Below are 15,442 nucleotides of genomic sequence, written 5' to 3' on the forward strand. Positions count from 1 at the left end.
GAGCAATTATGTATCTGGTGTGTGGCGAAGCGCTGTTTGATTTTTTCAGTGAAAACGATGCCAGTGGCCTGGCTTCAAAAGTGAATTTCAAGGCGATTGCCGGCGGTTCGCCGTTCAATGTTGCGGTGGGTTTGCGCCGATTGGGTGTGAACGTGGCGCTGTTTGCCGGGTTGTCCACCGATTACCTTGGCCGACGACTGTTGCAAGTGCTGCAGGACGAAGGGGTACAAACCGGCTATCTACGGGATTTCGCCGCCCCTACCACGCTGGCGATGGTTGCGGTGGGTGCTGATGGTTCGCCACATTACAGCTTCCGTGGCGAAGGTTGTGCCGATCGGCAATTGAAAGTTGAGCATCTGCCGGAACTTGGGCCTGACGTACGCGGCTTGCACATCGGCTCGTTTTCGCTGGTGGTGCAACCGATTGCCGACACGCTGCTGGCGTTGGTGCGACGGGAAAGCGGTAAACGCCTGATCAGCCTCGATCCGAACGTGCGCCTCAACCCCGAGCCAAATATCGAGTTGTGGCGTTCGCGCGTGGCCACGCTGGTCGAACATGCCGACCTGATCAAGGTCAGCGATGAGGATTTGCGCCTGTTGTATCCCGAACAGGACCCTGCGCGGGTCATCGAGGGCTGGTTGCAGCACCGTTGCCAGTTGGTGTTCCTGACGCGCGGTGGCGAAGGCGCGACGGTGTTCAGCCGGGTCCATGGTTCGTGGTCGGTGCCGGCCTGCGCGGTCAAAATCGCAGATACCGTGGGCGCTGGCGATACTTTTCAGGCGGCGTTGATTGCCTGGTTGACTGAGCAACAACTGGATTCAATCGAGGGATTGCGTGAGCTCAGCCGCGAGCAGATCGAAGCGATGATGCGGTTTGCGGTTCAGGCAGCGGCACTGACTTGCGGCAAAACCGGGCCGGACCTGCCCTATCGAAAACAACTGGCATAACGCACCTGATGGTGTGGTCGTCCGCCGAACGGTAGTGGCAAAGCGACAGGTGGCGTTCAGGAGAATTAACCAATGCTTAATCGTGCAGTCCAACACTTACTGGACCGCACGCCCTCAGAGTTCTCTGACGCCCAGTGCGGCAGGTTCGACGATCCGTCGAGCTGACTTCCGTCTGCACTGGAGATTGCCCCATGAACTCGCGCGTTTTGCTCGTTTCTTCAGCTCTTGTCTGTGCCAGCTTTTCAGGTTTTACCGTAGCGGACACCACCGTCGCCGACGCGATACCCTCGTATCATTACGGAATGCCCCTGCACATTGGCAAAGTGATTGCCCTGACCGAACCCACGACGATGGATTGTGAAGTGATCACGGCAACGATGACGTATATCGATAAGCAGTCGGGCAAACCCGCGGAACTCGCCTACCGAAAACTGTCGGACGCTTGCAGTTATCAAAACTGACTGATCGCACAAGTTGCATTTATGCGTTCGATCTGGCGCTGGGCCTGGTATTTTGATCCAGGCCCGCAGCGCACGGCAGATTCAAACGTTGGGCTACAGCGCTTTGCCCAGCACCTCATGGTGCTCGTTTTCCCCGTGATGGTGGTAAAGGTCTGAGCGCAGCCCCGCAATCAACTCATGGATTTCCCTGCAGCTGTTCAGATGCTGGGCATCGATATCCGTTCTCAATAGATCGAGGGTATCAGTGCCATCCTCCGCGAAGACCTTGACGGTCATCTTGAGGTCCGGAGAGAGCGAGCATTGGCAGCGTTTCGGCAGGAAACTGCTTTCAATGATGTTGCGAAGTTCCAAGGCAGAAAGAAACATGGCGACCCTCTCCTTTGTGAGACTGCCAACGGTTATCGATGGCTGACTCGTGTGCGATCCCGGTCAGCTTAAGAACATCTACAGCATAAAACATGCCTTGAATTCAGCTATGCAGCTCATCGGTAAATCAGAGGTTTAGGTTAACAACCTGTAACAACCGTCATGCAATTTGCACTGTCGGCCTCAGATAGCCCTGCAATTTGCACACAGCGTGAGTTTGCATCGGGTGCCCGTGGAAGGGAGAATGCGCGCAGGCGATCGTTCGCTTCTGTTTACCTGCAAGGAGGCACCATGAGTCCTTTAATTGTTCGCACATCCATCGGCTTTATCGCGGCTGCACTGTCGGGCGTCATCCACGGGGCAACGCTGGAAAAAACCGCGCCATTTCCAAAAGCCGAGGACGGCTTCAGTCGCCAGGTCATTCACTTGGCACCGCAAACCCGGGAAGACGATTTCCAGGTCGAAATCCTCGCTGGCAAGACCCTTGCCGTCGACTGCAACCGCCAACGCCTGGGCGGCATGCTTGAGGAAAAAAACCTCGAAGGCTGGGGTTATCCGTTTTACCGACTGGAAAAAGTCATCGGCCCGATGAGCACCCTGATGGCCTGCCCGGACGGCAAGCGCAAACAGGATTTCGTGCCCGTGGTGGGTGACGGTTTCATGCTGCGCTACAACAGCAAACTGCCGATCGTGCTCTATGTACCTGAGGATGTAGAGGTACGTTACAGGATCTGGTCGGCGTCGACTAAAGTCGAAAAAGCCGTTGCCGAATAATCCTTGCACATCATGCCAACGCGTCGCCAAACGCGGCGCGCTCGACCGCATGGATGCGGCTCAACAGCTCTGATCCGGACATTTTGGCGATTTGGAAGCGGCTATCGCGAGCAGGCTCGCGCCCACAGGCCTGGTGAACATCACCCGATTCATTTCGCCAAGCGCTTGAGCCCCAGCACCATCACCCCTGCCCCCAGCAGCATCGCGCTCAAGAACAACGGATAAGAAATCCACCACGGCGTGCCTGCCGTCATCATGCTGAATTCGGACATTCCGCCGATGCTTGCGATCAGGTTCAGCGGCAAAAACACCACATTGATCAACGTCAGTTTGCGCAACAGGTTGTTCATGCTGTTGTTCATCAGATTGCCCCGCGCGTCGATCAGCCCGGAGAACACCGTCGAGTAGATTTCCGCCTGCTTGTAGCACTGGTTGTTTTCTATGATCAGGTCGTCGATCAGGCTGATGGCATGGGCATTGAAGTGTTGCTTTTCTGCGTGGTTGCGCAGTCGGGTGAGGACCGCGCCGTTGCTGTGGATGGCATTGATGTAATAGATCAGGCTTTCGCTGAGGTTGAACATCTGGATCAGGTGCTGATTCTGCATCGACGCATTGAATTTCTGCTGCAGCTCCCGGGCAACCAATTTGATCACCTTGAGGTGACCCAAGTAGTGATGGATGTTGTTGAAGAGCAGATCGAGCAACACATCCAGCGGCGTGTTCAGCGCCTGACGCTTGCCCAACCCGCTCAGCGGCGCGTCATCGGTGGCGATCACCAGCAAGCGGTCCGGGCAAAACAGCAAGCCACAGGATGACACTTCAAACGCCAGGCTCTGCGAGCCGGAGTAGTTTTCCGGGCGTTTCCAGATCAGGAACAGGTTGTCGGGGTGAAACTCGATGCGCGACACCTCGTCAGGGTCGAGTGCCGACGCCAAGGCGTGTTCATCGAGTTTGAAATGGCTGTGCAACAGGTCGCGCTCGGCCACATCGGGATTGCTGAACAGCACGACCGGGGCATCCAGCCGATCGACGGCGTGCAGAGCGCCGTGGGTCAATTCAAAGCCCTTGATCATCGGCTGATCACCAGGCCTGGCCGCGACGTTTCAGTTCCAGGCGTCGCACGAACTCTTCCAGCACCAGTGAATACAGGTCGTCTTGCAAATACGCGTCTTCGATGCCTGCGTCCATGTTCGGGTTGTCGTTGACCTCGATCACCACCACTTTGTCCCCCGACTGCTTGAGATCAACGCCGTACAGACCATCGCCGATCAGGTTGGCGGTCTTTACCGCCAGTTCCACCACCGCTCGCGGCGCTTCGTGGACGGCCAGGGTTCGGCACTCACCGTTGATATCCTGGCCTTTGGCCTTGTGGTTGTAGATTTGCCAATGGCCCTTGGACATGAAGTACTGGCAGGCAAAGATCGGCTTGCGGTTCAGCACGCCAATGCGCCAGTCGTACTCGGTGTAGAAAAACTCCTGCGCCAGCAACAACACCGAATGCTCGAACAATTCAGCGGTAGCTTCGAGCAAGGCTTGCTGGCTTTCGACCTTGATGACACCCCGGGAAAAACACCCGTCGGGGATCTTCAGCACCAACGGAAACCCCAGGCGTTCGCCCACCCGTTCGAAATCTTCCGGTCGTTCCTTGTAGAGGATTTCAGTAGCGGGCATGCCCAGCTGGTGGCTCTTGAGCAAGTCGGTCAGGTACACCTTGTTGGTGCAACGCAGAATCGACGCCGGGTCGTCCATCACCACCAACCCTTCGCTTTCGGCCTTCTTGGCGAATCGATACGTATGGTTGTCGACGCTGGTGGTCTCGCGGATCAGCAAGCCGTCGTATTCGGCAATTCGCGAATAGTCCTTGCGCTCGATCAGATCAACGTCGATCCCCAGCGTCCGGCCGACCCTGACAAAATTATCCAGCGCCTTGGCATTGGAGGGCGGCAAGGCTTCCTGGGGGTCATGCAGAATGGCCAGGTCGTATCGGGCCAATCGCCGGGATCGCGGCTGGCGCCAGATTTTTCGACTGAAACTATCCAGGGATTGTGCAAACTGATCTTCCTGATCTTCGCGCAACTTATGCAGTGCACCCGACTTAACGCCTTCGATGTGCCAGCCGTTAGTTCGACGAAATTCAACTAACAAAATCGGGCAGGCAAATACTTCAAATAATTGCCGCGCCAAATCCTGCAACGGCTCGATATTGGTCTTGCCGAAATAAAGTGTCAGGGTAAAACCTTCGGTATCGCTGTAAGCATGATGACTGAGCGCTTTTTCCAGGGTTTTATCCAAGTCATCCAACGCTAGACCGTACAAGGATTTACGGGTGAGTTCACTGATGGTTCGCACAGAGGGAATGACCTTGTGCCCACGGGCCTCTGCCAGCAGCGAGCAGTAGTACCCGTGCCCCAGATACTTGTAGCTGCGGCACAGGTTGATGACCTGAACCCGCTTGCCCTGGTCGTTGTCGCGGTTTTGTTCCAGGTATTCCTGGGCCGTGACAATGTCCTCGCTGGGAAAGTAGGAAGCCCAGTCCTCCCTGCGTTCGACGATGATAATCAACTGGCTGGAAGTTCTACCCGACTCATTTGATGAACCTTTTAAATAAGTTTCAGAAGTGATTGCCGCCGGCAAAGTTTGCTCGGATACTTCGCGCCAATGACCTTGTACCGCTGACATAGTGATCGATCCGTTGGTGAACAAGACCTTTCCTATTAAGCACGATGTTTTTCGAAAGTCCCGTTTCGTTACGCAACTTTTACGGCGGTCGTATGAATACATTATTTCGTTTGGCGGTATTGCAAGACGTGCCTCAGTTATTGCAACTGGAAGAGCAGTGCTTCACCACCGATCGGCTCAACAGTCGCAGCTTTCAATGGATGATTACTCGTGCCCACGGGCAACTGTTGGTAGCACAGCACGGTGAGCATTTGCTGGGTTACGCCGTGGTGCTATTTCATCGAGGTACGTCGCTGGCACGACTGTATTCGATCGCCATCGCCGCCCAGGCGCGAGGCAACGGATTGGGTAAAAAATTGCTCGATCGCGTCGAGGCCTGCGCTCTGGAGCACGACTGTGCTTATTTGCGGCTGGAGGTGCGTATCGACAATCCTGCGGCGATTGCCTTGTATGAACGCAACGGCTACCGGCGCTTCGCCGTGATTCATGACTATTACCAGGACCATGCCGATGCGCTGCGCCTGCAAAAACGCATCCTTGAGCATCGCGAGTCGCGTAACGTTCAAGTGCCTTATTACGCACAAACCACCGAATTCACCTGCGGTCCGGCTTGCCTGATCATGGCCATGGCCGCACTGCAGCGTGACCAATATCCGCAGCGCCGCGAAGAACTGCAGATCTGGCGCGAGGCGACTACCGTTTTCATGACCTCCGGCCACGGTGGCTGCAGCCCTCAAGGCTTGGCGTTGGCGGCCTGGCGCCGCGGGTTTCGGGTGCGTCTGCAACTGAGCATGAGCGGGCCGTTGTTTCTCGACGGCGTGCGCAACGAGCATAAAAAAGACGTAATGCGTCTGGTGCACGAAGCGTTCACTGAACAGCTGCTTGCCAGCGACGTCGAGTGCGAAATCGGCGGACAGCTGGACCTCCCACGGCTGCTGGAGCAAGGCGGTCAGCCTTTGGTACTGATCAGCAGCTATCGCCTGACTCGTTCCAAATCACCGCACTGGGTGATCGTTACCGATTGCGACGACGAATTCGTCTATCTACACGATCCCGATGTGGACCACAGCCAGCATCGACAAACCATGGACTGCCAGCATGTGCCGGTCAGCCATGGGGAATTCGAGAAGATGTGCAGCTTTGGTCGGGACAAGTTAAGGGCGGCGGTGATCCTGCATAACCGTTGAAAAGATCGCAGCCTGCGGCGACGCTTCCAGGTCGCGCGTGTTCATACAGGCGCTGCAGCAGGCTGCGATCCTTTTTGCGTTACTTCAATCCGACTTTATACAACGTGCCGTCCTCTTCATCGGTCAACACATACAAGTAACCATCCGGCCCTTGCCGCACATCGCGGATGCGCTTGTTCAGTTCCCCCAGCAGGCGCTCTTCGTGAACCACCTTGTCGCCGTCGAACTGCAAACGGATCAGTTCCTGCGTGACGAGCGCACCAATGAAAACGTTGTGTTGCCAGGCCTTGAAACGATCGCCGTCGTAGAACGCCATGCCGCTCAACCCGGGAGATTTTTCCCAGAAATGCCGTGGCCCGACGGTGCCTTCGGCGGTTTTGCCCTGGGCTTCAGGAATGGGCAGCCCGGAATAGTTGATGCCGTGAGTCGCCAATGGCCAACCGTAATTCTTGCCGCGCTCAATCACGTTGATCTCGTCCCCGCCCCGAGGCCCGTGTTCGTTTTCCCACAGTGTGCCGGTCCATGGGTTGAGTGCCGCACCTTGCGGATTGCGCACCCCGTAGGACCAGATCTCGGGACGCACACCGGACTGACCGACAAACGGGTTGTCGTCCGGTACCTTGCCGTCGGGATAAATGCGTACGACCTTGCCTTGGAGTTTGTCGAGGTCTTGTGCGGTTGGCCGGTCGTTGTTTTCCCCGAGGGTAATGAACAGATAACCATCACGGTCAAATACCAGCCGTGAGCCAAAATGGTTGCCGACGGATAGCTTGGGTTCCTGACGGAAAATCACCGTGAAATCCCTGAGGCTCGTCAGGTCTTCGGACAGCCTGCCGCGACCGACGGCCGTACCGGCCTTGTTACCCTGACCACCACCCTCGGCGTAGGACAGGTAGATCAAGCGGTCTTGCTTGAAGTCGGGTGACAGCACCACATCCAGCAAGCCGCCCTGCCCTTTGGCCCAGACCTTGGGCACTCCGCTGATCGGCGCCGACACCTTGCCCTGCGTGTTGACCAGGCGCAGATTACCGGGCCTTTCCGTTACCAGCATGCCCTGGCGATCCGGCAGAAACGCCACGGACCAGGGGTGCTCCAGCCCCTCGGCGATGGGCGTGACTTCAAGCGTGCCCAGTTCACTTTTCATCGCCTGCGCGGACGCGGCAAGCACAGGCGGCGTAACGGTCAACATTGCACTGGCACAGAGAGCGGTCAGAAGAGATTTACACAACATGCACGATTCCTTTTGTCATGAGAATGGCGGGGAGAAATGCAGATTTTGCCGTTCAACGAATGGGAGTACCCCGCGCTGGCGGGTTGGGTATGAATCTGGGAGAGCTGGCGGGAGCCGCTGGCGTCTGCGGGTAGCGATTGCCGATGCCACCGTTGTCGAGGGTTGGCGGACGTGGCACAGGGACCGTGTTCGGTCCTCGGATCGCCGGGGCACTGGGTTGCGTGCCTTGCATGCTGTTGGGATTGGCCCGGCGAATCGGGCTGTTGTAGGGGTTGTTGTTACCGCTGTTCGGCAGGCTCTGCGCCAAAAGCAACGGCGCGTGAGTCGAAGGGACTTGCGCCTGGGCCAATGGGCCGAGAATGCTGCTCGAGGCCAACAGGATGAAGCCGAAGATGCATCTGTTCATGGGTTGCCTCTGGGCACGCGCGTGTAAGGTCTTCGATAGCACGCTACGCCCCGGGTTCGGATTTGTTAATCAAAACCTCAACGGCAAGGTGTAACACGAAGTTGATCCTGCGCGAGAGACGGGCTGCAGGCCGCTGAAACTTTTGCTCCAGGCCTACGGTCACCTGATCATCACTCGCGAGAACACGACCATGGCACGGGCAATCTGGAAAGGCGCGATCAGTTTCGGACTGGTGCATATCCCCGTGGCGCTGGTCTCAGCGACCTCTTCCCAAGGGGTGGACTTCGACTGGCTCGACAGCCGCAGCATGGAGCCGGTGGGCTACAAGCGTGTGAACAAGGTCACCGGCAAGGAGGTGACCAAGGAACACATCGTCAAAGGTGTAGCCTACGAAAAGGGTCGTTATGTGGTGCTCAGCGAAGAGGAAATTCGCTCAGCGCACCCCGTATCCACGCAGACCATCGACATTTTCGCCTTTGTCGACGGCGAGCAGATTCCGCTGCAAAACATCGATACGCCCTATTACCTGGCACCGGATAAACGTGGCGGCAAAGTCTACGCGTTGTTGCGCGAGACGTTGACCAAAACCAAGAAAGTCGCGTTGGCACGCGTGGTGTTGCATACCCGCCAGTACCTCGCGGCATTGATGCCACTGGAATCGGCGCTGGTACTGGTCAAACTGCGTTGGCCGGCGGAAGTCCGCAGCCTTGACGAGCTGGCGTTAGGGCCGGACGTCACCAAAGCAGAACTGGCCAAAGGTGAACTCGACATGGCCAAACGCCTGGTGGAGGACATGAGCGCAGAATGGACGCCCGAAGATTACCGGGATGAATTCGAAGACAAGATCATGGCCCTGGTCGACAAGAAGGCCCATGAAGGCAAGATCGAAGACGTTGAAACGGCGACTGGCGAAGAAGAGCGCAAGACCGCGGATGTCATCGATTTGACCGAACTGCTCAAGCGCAGTCTTGGGGGCAGGAGCGCCGACAAGGCGCCAGCCAAGAGCAAATCAGCGAGTAAACCGGCTGCGCGGAAGAAAGTCAGCAAGTGATGCGGTGAATTTTCCGGCGTCATCGCAGGCAGGCCCGCGATGACGTCAGCAGCACTGACAAGAGATTCAGACCAGGACAAAAATCGCCAGCAGACCACCGAAGAAGGCCCATTTCTGCAAGTAATAGAGCTTGCGATTACGCTTCTTCAATTCCTTGCCGCGCAGACGAATCTTGTAAATCCTGCCGAACAGGCGATTGATGCCACCCGTCTTGTCGCCCGCCTCGTTGGGCGCGCCGGCAGCCGACATCACCGTGCGGCTGAACCAGCCATTGAACGCGGCTGCCCAGCGATACTTCATGGGGCGCTCGATATCGCAGAACAGAATGATGCGGTTCTGTTGGGTGGTGTTTTCCGCGTAATGAATGAAGGTCTCATCAAACATCACGGCTTCGCCATCACGCCAGTGATAGTTCTCGCCATCGACGTTGATATAGCAACCGGCATCATTAGGCGTTTCCAGTCCCAGGTGATAACGATAGGAACCAGCATACGGATCACGGTGACGAACCAGTTTGGAGCCCGGCGGCAACTCGGCGAACATCGCGGCCTTGATCGAGCCGATGCTCTGAACCAACTCAGTGGTGCGCGGGCACAGTTTCATCGCCGACGGGTGATTGTCGCCGTACCACTTGAGATAGAAGCGCTTCCAGCCCGTCTTGAAAAACGAGTTGAAGCCAACATCATCGTATTGGTTGGAACGCTTGATCTCGCCGGCACGCAGCAGGTTCTGGCCTTCGGCGCGGATTTCCTGCCAATGGGTTTGCAGGGGCGTCAGGTCGGGAAAGTCCGCCGGATTCAGGTAGGGCTTGTTGGGGACTTTCGAGAACAGATAAAGAAAGCAATTGATCGGCGCCAGAAACGTCGAGTGATCGCTCAACTGGCGCCCCAACTTGTGGCGCACGCGACCGCGCAGATGGACGTACGCGATGGATACAACGTAGACAGCGGCAATGATCAGTTTCACGGAAATCGTCACACATCAGAAGTGAACAAACTGCGCCCCTTGCCAGCCAGCGGCGTGTGGAGGCTTGTGCAGCGTCTTTTGGCCCGTTTTCGAGCCAGGCCGTATGTCGGCCTCGGTGAGAGATGGCATTTTAGCCACACTTTGTAACCAATAGTTAACCTATAACATTGAAAATGCGCACTGCTACCGCCAAAACGACGGTGTGGCCTCCATTGCCCTATCGTTTAAAGAGCCAGACCAGTACAATCGCCGCCAAACTTTACGCGCCACCTCGTTGATGACGGAAAAAACCCGTTTCAGCGCACCTTGACTCGGGTCAAGCGCGGTCCAGCCGCCACCCTGGCTACTCTGAATGCTTCGCAGGAAAAACCTTTGATCTCTACAGCTAACATCACGATGCAGTTCGGCGCCAAGCCGCTATTCGAAAACGTTTCGGTCAAATTCAACGGTGGCAACCGTTACGGCTTGATCGGCGCCAACGGCTGCGGCAAGTCGACTTTCATGAAGATTCTTGGCGGTGACCTCGAACCTTCGGGTGGTCAGGTCATGCTCGAGCCGAACGTGCGCCTGGGTAAATTGCGCCAGGACCAGTTCGCCTACGAAGAATTCACCGTGATCGACACCGTGATCATGGGTCACGAAGAGTTGTGGAAGGTCAAGGCCGAGCGCGACCGCATCTACTCGCTGCCGGAAATGAGCGAAGAAGACGGCATGGCCGTGGCCGAACTGGAAACCGAGTTTGCCGAAATGGACGGTTATACCGCCGAGTCCCGTGCCGGTGAGCTGCTGCTGGGCCTGGGCATTCCGCTGGAACAGCATTTCGGCCCGATGTCCGAAGTCGCTCCAGGCTGGAAGCTGCGCGTATTGCTGGCCCAGGCGCTGTTTTCCGATCCGGAAGTGCTGTTGCTCGACGAACCGACCAACCACCTGGACATCAACACCATTCGCTGGCTGGAATCGATTCTCACCGTGCGTAACAGCACCATGATCATCATTTCCCACGACCGTCACTTCCTCAACAGCGTGTGCACCCACATGGCTGACCTGGACTACGGCGAACTGCGCCTGTTCCCGGGCAACTATGACGAGTACATGACCGCGGCGACCCAGTCCCGCGAGCAACTGCTGTCGGACAACGCGAAGAAGAAAGCCCAGATCGCCGAACTGCAAACGTTCGTCAGCCGCTTCTCGGCCAACGCCTCGAAAGCCAAGCAGGCCACTTCCCGTGCCAAGCAGATCGACAAGATCCAGCTGGCCGAGGTCAAGCCATCGAGCCGCGTGAGCCCGTTCATTCGCTTTGAACAGACCAAGAAACTGCACCGCCAGGCTGTCACCATCGAGCAGATGTCCAAGGGCTTCGACGGCAAGACGCTGTTCAAGAACTTCAGCTTCACCGTTGAAGCTGGCGAGCGCGTAGCGATCATCGGCCCGAACGGTATCGGCAAAACCACCCTGCTGCGCACCTTGATGGGCGAGCTGACCCCGGACGCCGGTTCCGTGAAGTGGACCGAAAGCGCGGAGCTGGGCTATTACGCCCAGGACCACGCCCACGACTTCGAAGACGACGTCAGCCTGTTCGACTGGATGGGCCAGTGGACACAGGGCGAGCAGATCATTCGCGGCACGTTGGGCCGGATGCTGTTCTCCAACGACGAGATCCTCAAGTCGGTCAAGGTCATCTCCGGTGGTGAACAAGGCCGCATGCTGTTCGGCAAGCTGATCCTGCAAAAGCCGAACGTACTGGTGATGGACGAACCGACCAACCACCTGGACATGGAATCCATCGAAGCGCTGAACCTGGCGCTGGAGAACTATCCAGGCACGTTGATCTTCGTCAGCCACGACCGTGAATTCGTATCCTCCCTGGCCACTCGCATCATCGAGCTGAGCCCGAATGGCGTGACCGACTTCAGCGGTACCTATGACGATTACCTGCGTAGCCAGGGCGTAGTGTTCTAAGCGTCCGCTTTAATCGAAAAGCCCTGTCCTTGTGACGGGGCTTTTTGCATTCCAGGGCTGGAATTTTGATCGTTCCCACGCTCTGCGTGGGAACGCCTCTTGGGACGCTCCGCGTTCCAGCTTTCGAATGGGACGCGGAGCGTCCCGGGCTGCGTTCCCACGCAGAGCGTGGGAACGATCAGGATCACGACCTGGAAAACATAGTTAGCCAGCTTTCTTTTATCCCGCGCCCAAGCCATCATGCAGCTCTTCCTCCGCCGCCCGCGAACGAGCCCTCATGTCTGCGCAGCAACAGCCACCGCACAGTTCCATGGCGATCACCCTGCAGATCGTCTCCATCGTTTTCTACACTTTTATTGCCTTCCTCTGCATCGGCTTGCCCATTGCGGTGTTGCCGGGGTATGTCCATGAACAACTGGGGTTCAGTGCTGTAATCGCGGGGCTGACCATTGGTTCGCAGTACCTTGCGACCCTGCTCAGTCGGCCCATGGCCGGACGCATGTCCGATAATGTCGGGACCAAACGGGCGATCGTTTACGGGTTGTCAGGGATTGTATTGAGCGGTGTGCTGACGCTGCTGTCGACCTTGCTGCAAGGGTTTCCGTTGTTAAGTTTGTCGATCCTGATCGCCGGCCGCTTGTTGCTGGGGATCGCCCAAGGCTTGATCGGCGTCGGCACCATCAGTTGGTGCATGGGCCAGGTTGGCGCGGAGCACACGGCACGTTCGATTTCCTGGAATGGAATAGCTTCCTACGGTGCGATCGCCATCGGAGCGCCGTTGGGGGTGGTGATGGTCGCTCAGTTGGGGTTCGCCAGCCTGGGCATTGCCCTGTCGATACTGGCCTTGGCGGCGCTACTGTTGATTCGCAACAAACCGTCGGTGCCAGTGGTGCGTGGTGAGCGCTTGCCGTTCTGGGCGGTGTTCGGGCGCATTGCACCGTTCGGTGCGAGCTTGAGCCTGGCGTCCATTGGCTACGGCACCCTGACCACCTTCATTACCTTGTACTACTTGAACCGCGGCTGGAGCGGTGCGGCGTACTGCCTGACGGTGTTCGGCGTGTGCTTTATCCTTGCGCGATTGTTGTTCATTTCCAGCATCAGCCGGTTTGGCGGATTCAGCTCGGCCATTGCCTGCATGACCATCGAGACAGTCGGCCTGGTGCTGCTGTGGCTCGCACCCTCAACCGGGTATGCCTTGATAGGTGCCGGGTTGACCGGGTTTGGCCTGTCGCTGGTTTACCCCGCGCTCGGTGTCGAGGCGATCAAACAAGTGCCCAACTCCAGCCGTGGCGCGGGACTGAGTGCTTACGCAGTATTTTTTGATCTGGCATTGGCGATTGCCGGCCCGCTGATGGGGGCCATTGCGCTGAACATGGGGTACTCGTGGATTTTCTTCAGTGCGGCGCTGTTGTCGATCAGCGGTCTTGGATTGACGCTGCTGCTCAAGCAGCGTTCGATGGCCCAATGAACTGTGGGGGCGTTGAGCTACTGATCGGCGGTTTGCATCCCGGCCCGGGTTGCCTTGCCCAGAGTACGCGAGAAAAAACGTCCAGCCTCGGCAATCAGATTGCGATGAATGTCTTCGCGGTCGACGCCATCAGCATCGGTGCAAAGTGCCGGCATGATCGCGATCTGTTCGTCATTGCAAGGTGCCATGAACACGAAGTGCCCTGCCCCGGACAATAATCTGAAGTCCGGTGCGATGGGCAGTTTGCGCGCCAGCGCTGCGGCGTTCTTGTCAAAGGCCACCAATTTGTCGCCGTCACCGCTGTAGAGCAGCACCGGCACATGCACATCGGCCAACGTGTGTCGGCCGAACTTCAGGCTCAGCGGCGCCATCAGCAGTAACGCATGGACCCGCGGGTCAGCCACCGGTTGCAAATCATCACGGTCGACAATCAACTCACCCTGGGTATTGCAGGCGTCACGGTCATCCGGACGCTCCTGGCAGTAACGGCGCAGGCGATCGAGATCGGGCGTCGCACCGGACAGAATCAACGCGGTCTCACCGCCGGCTGAATAACCGATAACGCCCACCTGCTCGGCATTGACGAACGGCGCGAGCATACGATCGCCCAACGTCGCGGTGATGGCTTCGGAGATCTGGATCGGCCGCCCGTACAGGTTGCTCAAGGTGCCGAGTCGGCTGTGGTCCCTGGAATTGTCCCCGGGGTGAATCACCGCCACCACCACAAACCCTTTGCGAGCCAGCGACGTGGCCAGATCGTGCAGCGCCAACGGAGTGCCGGTATTGCCGTGGGAGAGCATCAGCATCGGGAAGCGGCCCATGGCGACCCTGGTGTCTTCGCCGGCTTCGACCGTGTAGCCCTCAAGCTTGCTGGAATGTTCTTTTTCGCTGGAGGGATAGAACGCGATGGCGCGCATCGGCTGCAGATCGAGCGGGTCGAGAAAACTCATCTCGTGATAACCGACGCTCCAGTGAGGATGTGGCGCGGGGGCGGCGTGCACCGAATTCAGGCTGCTCAACAGGCATAACACTAAGGTTGCACAAAGACGCATCATGGGATGCCCACCTTGTTACCGGACCATGGAGGTAAACCCTCGATTGCATATCTTGGGCCACAACCTGTAACGACCAGAAACAAAAAACTCCGCACCTGGTACTTGCATATCCAGAATACAGAGTTTTTTGGGGCTTTACCTGAACGGTTTGCTGCTTTACGCAAGCCTTACGCAGCGGCGAACAGTTGCTCGCTGATTTGCGTCTGGGCGTCGTTCATGGCTTTGGTACGCACTTCATCACCATAGGCGAGGCCGTGGGCGCGAACGAACTCGATATCGGTGATGCCGATGAAACCGAACAGCACTTTCAAGTACTCTTCGTGGGCTACGCCGGTCGCCTGACCTGCGTGCAGGCCGCCGGACGTCGAAACGATCACCACTTTCTTGCCACCGCACAGGCCTTCAGGACCGGCTTCGGTGTAACGGAAGGTCTGACCGGCCACGGCAATGCGGTCGATCCAGGCCTTGAGCTGGGTTGGAATGGTGAAGTTGTACATCGGCGCGGCAATCACTACTGCGTCGGCAGCGAGAAATTCAGCGAGGGTTTGGGCGCTCAGTTCGGCTTCGTGCTGTTGTGCGGCATTGCGCAGTTCAGCGCTGGTCCCGGCAGCAACCAGCGTCGTCGCGGAAAAGTGGCTGATGGCATCAGCGGCCAGATCACGATAGGTCACCACAGCGGATGGCTCGGCAACTTGCCAGGCTTTGACCACTTCACCGCTCAGCTGACGGGAAGCCGAGTTGTCACCAAGAATGCTCGAATCGATATGCAGCAGTTTCATGTGGGATCTCCAGGTGAGGATCGCCCACAAGGGCGATCTGATGGAAACAATCCTACAGACGAAACCAATAGCTGATTAGCATGCAACAATGCGATAGTTTGTCTCACTGATAG

General features: G+C 57.4%; 15 protein-coding genes. 7 read left to right on the top strand and 8 right to left on the bottom strand.

Annotated features, from left to right (window positions below):
• Window positions 1-8: 8 nt before the first annotated feature.
• Both ASD60_RS18705 and ASD60_RS18710 read left to right on the top strand, forming a co-directional pair.
• On the top strand, window positions 9-947 hold the full coding sequence (locus tag ASD60_RS18705) for a carbohydrate kinase family protein (RefSeq protein WP_056855426.1): 939 nt from the start codon (window positions 9-11) through the stop codon (window positions 945-947).
• Between the two features lie 191 nt (window positions 948-1,138).
• On the top strand, window positions 1,139-1,408 hold the full coding sequence (locus ASD60_RS18710) for a DUF2790 domain-containing protein (RefSeq protein WP_056855427.1): 270 nt from the start codon (window positions 1,139-1,141) through the stop codon (window positions 1,406-1,408).
• A 93-nt stretch (window positions 1,409-1,501) separates the two neighbouring features.
• Here ASD60_RS18710 and ASD60_RS18715 read toward each other — a convergent pair whose 3' ends face one another.
• A complete protein-coding gene (locus ASD60_RS18715; RefSeq protein ID WP_056855428.1) occupies window positions 1,502-1,774 on the bottom strand; it encodes a DUF1652 domain-containing protein in 273 nt (90 codons plus the stop codon).
• A gap of 291 nt (window positions 1,775-2,065) precedes the next feature.
• Between ASD60_RS18715 and eco the strand changes: the two genes are divergently transcribed.
• Window positions 2,066-2,548 carry a serine protease inhibitor ecotin gene (eco, locus tag ASD60_RS18720; RefSeq protein ID WP_056855429.1) on the top strand — a complete coding sequence of 161 codons (483 nt, stop codon included), beginning with the start codon at window positions 2,066-2,068 and terminating at the stop codon, window positions 2,546-2,548.
• Between the two features lie 149 nt (window positions 2,549-2,697).
• Here eco and ASD60_RS18725 read toward each other — a convergent pair whose 3' ends face one another.
• Both ASD60_RS18725 and ASD60_RS18730 read right to left on the bottom strand, forming a co-directional pair.
• The gene (locus ASD60_RS18725; RefSeq protein WP_056855430.1) at window positions 2,698-3,621 is read right to left on the bottom strand and encodes a magnesium transporter CorA family protein; all 924 of its coding nucleotides are present in this window, start codon (window positions 3,619-3,621) and stop codon (window positions 2,698-2,700) included.
• A gap of 7 nt (window positions 3,622-3,628) precedes the next feature.
• The gene (locus tag ASD60_RS18730; protein WP_056855431.1) at window positions 3,629-5,227 is read right to left on the bottom strand and encodes a RimK family protein; all 1,599 of its coding nucleotides are present in this window, start codon (window positions 5,225-5,227) and stop codon (window positions 3,629-3,631) included.
• 92 nt (window positions 5,228-5,319) lie between these two features.
• On the opposite strand from ASD60_RS18730, the gene rimI reads away from it, so the two are divergent.
• Window positions 5,320-6,414: a ribosomal protein S18-alanine N-acetyltransferase gene (gene rimI, locus ASD60_RS18735; RefSeq protein WP_056855432.1), complete on the top strand. Its 1,095-nt coding sequence runs from the start codon at window positions 5,320-5,322 to the stop codon at window positions 6,412-6,414.
• Window positions 6,415-6,493: 79 nt separating this feature from the next.
• On the opposite strand, the gene ASD60_RS18740 is transcribed toward rimI, so the two are convergent.
• Window positions 6,494-7,645 (bottom strand): PQQ-dependent sugar dehydrogenase, encoded by a 1,152-nt coding sequence (locus ASD60_RS18740; RefSeq protein ID WP_056855433.1) that lies wholly within the window; start codon window positions 7,643-7,645, stop codon window positions 6,494-6,496.
• 52 nt (window positions 7,646-7,697) lie between these two features.
• Window positions 7,698-8,051: a hypothetical protein gene (locus tag ASD60_RS18745; RefSeq protein ID WP_056855434.1), complete on the bottom strand. Its 354-nt coding sequence runs from the start codon at window positions 8,049-8,051 to the stop codon at window positions 7,698-7,700.
• 190 nt (window positions 8,052-8,241) lie between these two features.
• On the opposite strand from ASD60_RS18745, the gene ku reads away from it, so the two are divergent.
• On the top strand, window positions 8,242-9,102 hold the full coding sequence (gene ku, locus ASD60_RS18750; protein WP_056855593.1) for a non-homologous end joining protein Ku: 861 nt from the start codon (window positions 8,242-8,244) through the stop codon (window positions 9,100-9,102).
• 66 nt (window positions 9,103-9,168) lie between these two features.
• On the opposite strand, the gene lpxO is transcribed toward ku, so the two are convergent.
• The gene (lpxO, locus tag ASD60_RS18755) at window positions 9,169-10,068 is read right to left on the bottom strand and encodes a lipid A hydroxylase LpxO (protein WP_056855594.1); all 900 of its coding nucleotides are present in this window, start codon (window positions 10,066-10,068) and stop codon (window positions 9,169-9,171) included.
• A 372-nt stretch (window positions 10,069-10,440) separates the two neighbouring features.
• On the opposite strand from lpxO, the gene ASD60_RS18760 reads away from it, so the two are divergent.
• Window positions 10,441-12,027, top strand: a complete 1,587-nt coding sequence (locus ASD60_RS18760; RefSeq protein WP_033044478.1) for an ABC-F family ATPase — start codon at window positions 10,441-10,443, stop codon at window positions 12,025-12,027.
• A gap of 277 nt (window positions 12,028-12,304) precedes the next feature.
• Window positions 12,305-13,495 carry an MFS transporter gene (locus ASD60_RS18770; protein ID WP_056855436.1) on the top strand — a complete coding sequence of 397 codons (1,191 nt, stop codon included), beginning with the start codon at window positions 12,305-12,307 and terminating at the stop codon, window positions 13,493-13,495.
• A 17-nt stretch (window positions 13,496-13,512) separates the two neighbouring features.
• Here ASD60_RS18770 and ASD60_RS18775 read toward each other — a convergent pair whose 3' ends face one another.
• Window positions 13,513-14,550: an alpha/beta hydrolase family protein gene (locus ASD60_RS18775; RefSeq protein WP_056855437.1), complete on the bottom strand. Its 1,038-nt coding sequence runs from the start codon at window positions 14,548-14,550 to the stop codon at window positions 13,513-13,515.
• A 167-nt stretch (window positions 14,551-14,717) separates the two neighbouring features.
• On the bottom strand, window positions 14,718-15,329 hold the full coding sequence (locus tag ASD60_RS18780) for an FMN-dependent NADH-azoreductase (protein ID WP_056855438.1): 612 nt from the start codon (window positions 15,327-15,329) through the stop codon (window positions 14,718-14,720).
• Window positions 15,330-15,442: the final 113 nt, after the last annotated feature.

The organism is Pseudomonas sp. Root562 (genome assembly GCF_001427125.1).
GTDB lineage: Bacteria > Pseudomonadota > Gammaproteobacteria > Pseudomonadales > Pseudomonadaceae > Aquipseudomonas.

What these genes read in the sequence shown, in the direction of transcription:
- ASD60_RS18705 (WP_056855426.1), top strand. Translation starts at nt 9, where the DNA reads ATGTATCTGGTGTGTGGCGAAGCGCTGTTTGATTTTTTCAGTGAAAAC.
- ASD60_RS18710 (WP_056855427.1), top strand. Translation starts at nt 1,139, where the DNA reads ATGAACTCGCGCGTTTTGCTCGTTTCTTCAGCTCTTGTCTGTGCCAGC.
- ASD60_RS18715 (WP_056855428.1), bottom strand. Translation starts at nt 1,774, where the DNA reads ATGTTTCTTTCTGCCTTGGAACTTCGCAACATCATTGAAAGCAGTTTC.
- eco (WP_056855429.1), top strand. Translation starts at nt 2,066, where the DNA reads ATGAGTCCTTTAATTGTTCGCACATCCATCGGCTTTATCGCGGCTGCA.
- ASD60_RS18725 (WP_056855430.1), bottom strand. Translation starts at nt 3,621, where the DNA reads ATGATCAAGGGCTTTGAATTGACCCACGGCGCTCTGCACGCCGTCGAT.
- ASD60_RS18730 (WP_056855431.1), bottom strand. Translation starts at nt 5,227, where the DNA reads ATGTCAGCGGTACAAGGTCATTGGCGCGAAGTATCCGAGCAAACTTTG.
- rimI (WP_056855432.1), top strand. Translation starts at nt 5,320, where the DNA reads ATGAATACATTATTTCGTTTGGCGGTATTGCAAGACGTGCCTCAGTTA.
- ASD60_RS18740 (WP_056855433.1), bottom strand. Translation starts at nt 7,645, where the DNA reads ATGTTGTGTAAATCTCTTCTGACCGCTCTCTGTGCCAGTGCAATGTTG.
- ASD60_RS18745 (WP_056855434.1), bottom strand. Translation starts at nt 8,051, where the DNA reads ATGAACAGATGCATCTTCGGCTTCATCCTGTTGGCCTCGAGCAGCATT.
- ku (WP_056855593.1), top strand. Translation starts at nt 8,242, where the DNA reads ATGGCACGGGCAATCTGGAAAGGCGCGATCAGTTTCGGACTGGTGCAT.
- ASD60_RS18770 (WP_056855436.1), top strand. Translation starts at nt 12,305, where the DNA reads ATGTCTGCGCAGCAACAGCCACCGCACAGTTCCATGGCGATCACCCTG.
- ASD60_RS18775 (WP_056855437.1), bottom strand. Translation starts at nt 14,550, where the DNA reads ATGATGCGTCTTTGTGCAACCTTAGTGTTATGCCTGTTGAGCAGCCTG.
- ASD60_RS18780 (WP_056855438.1), bottom strand. Translation starts at nt 15,329, where the DNA reads ATGAAACTGCTGCATATCGATTCGAGCATTCTTGGTGACAACTCGGCT.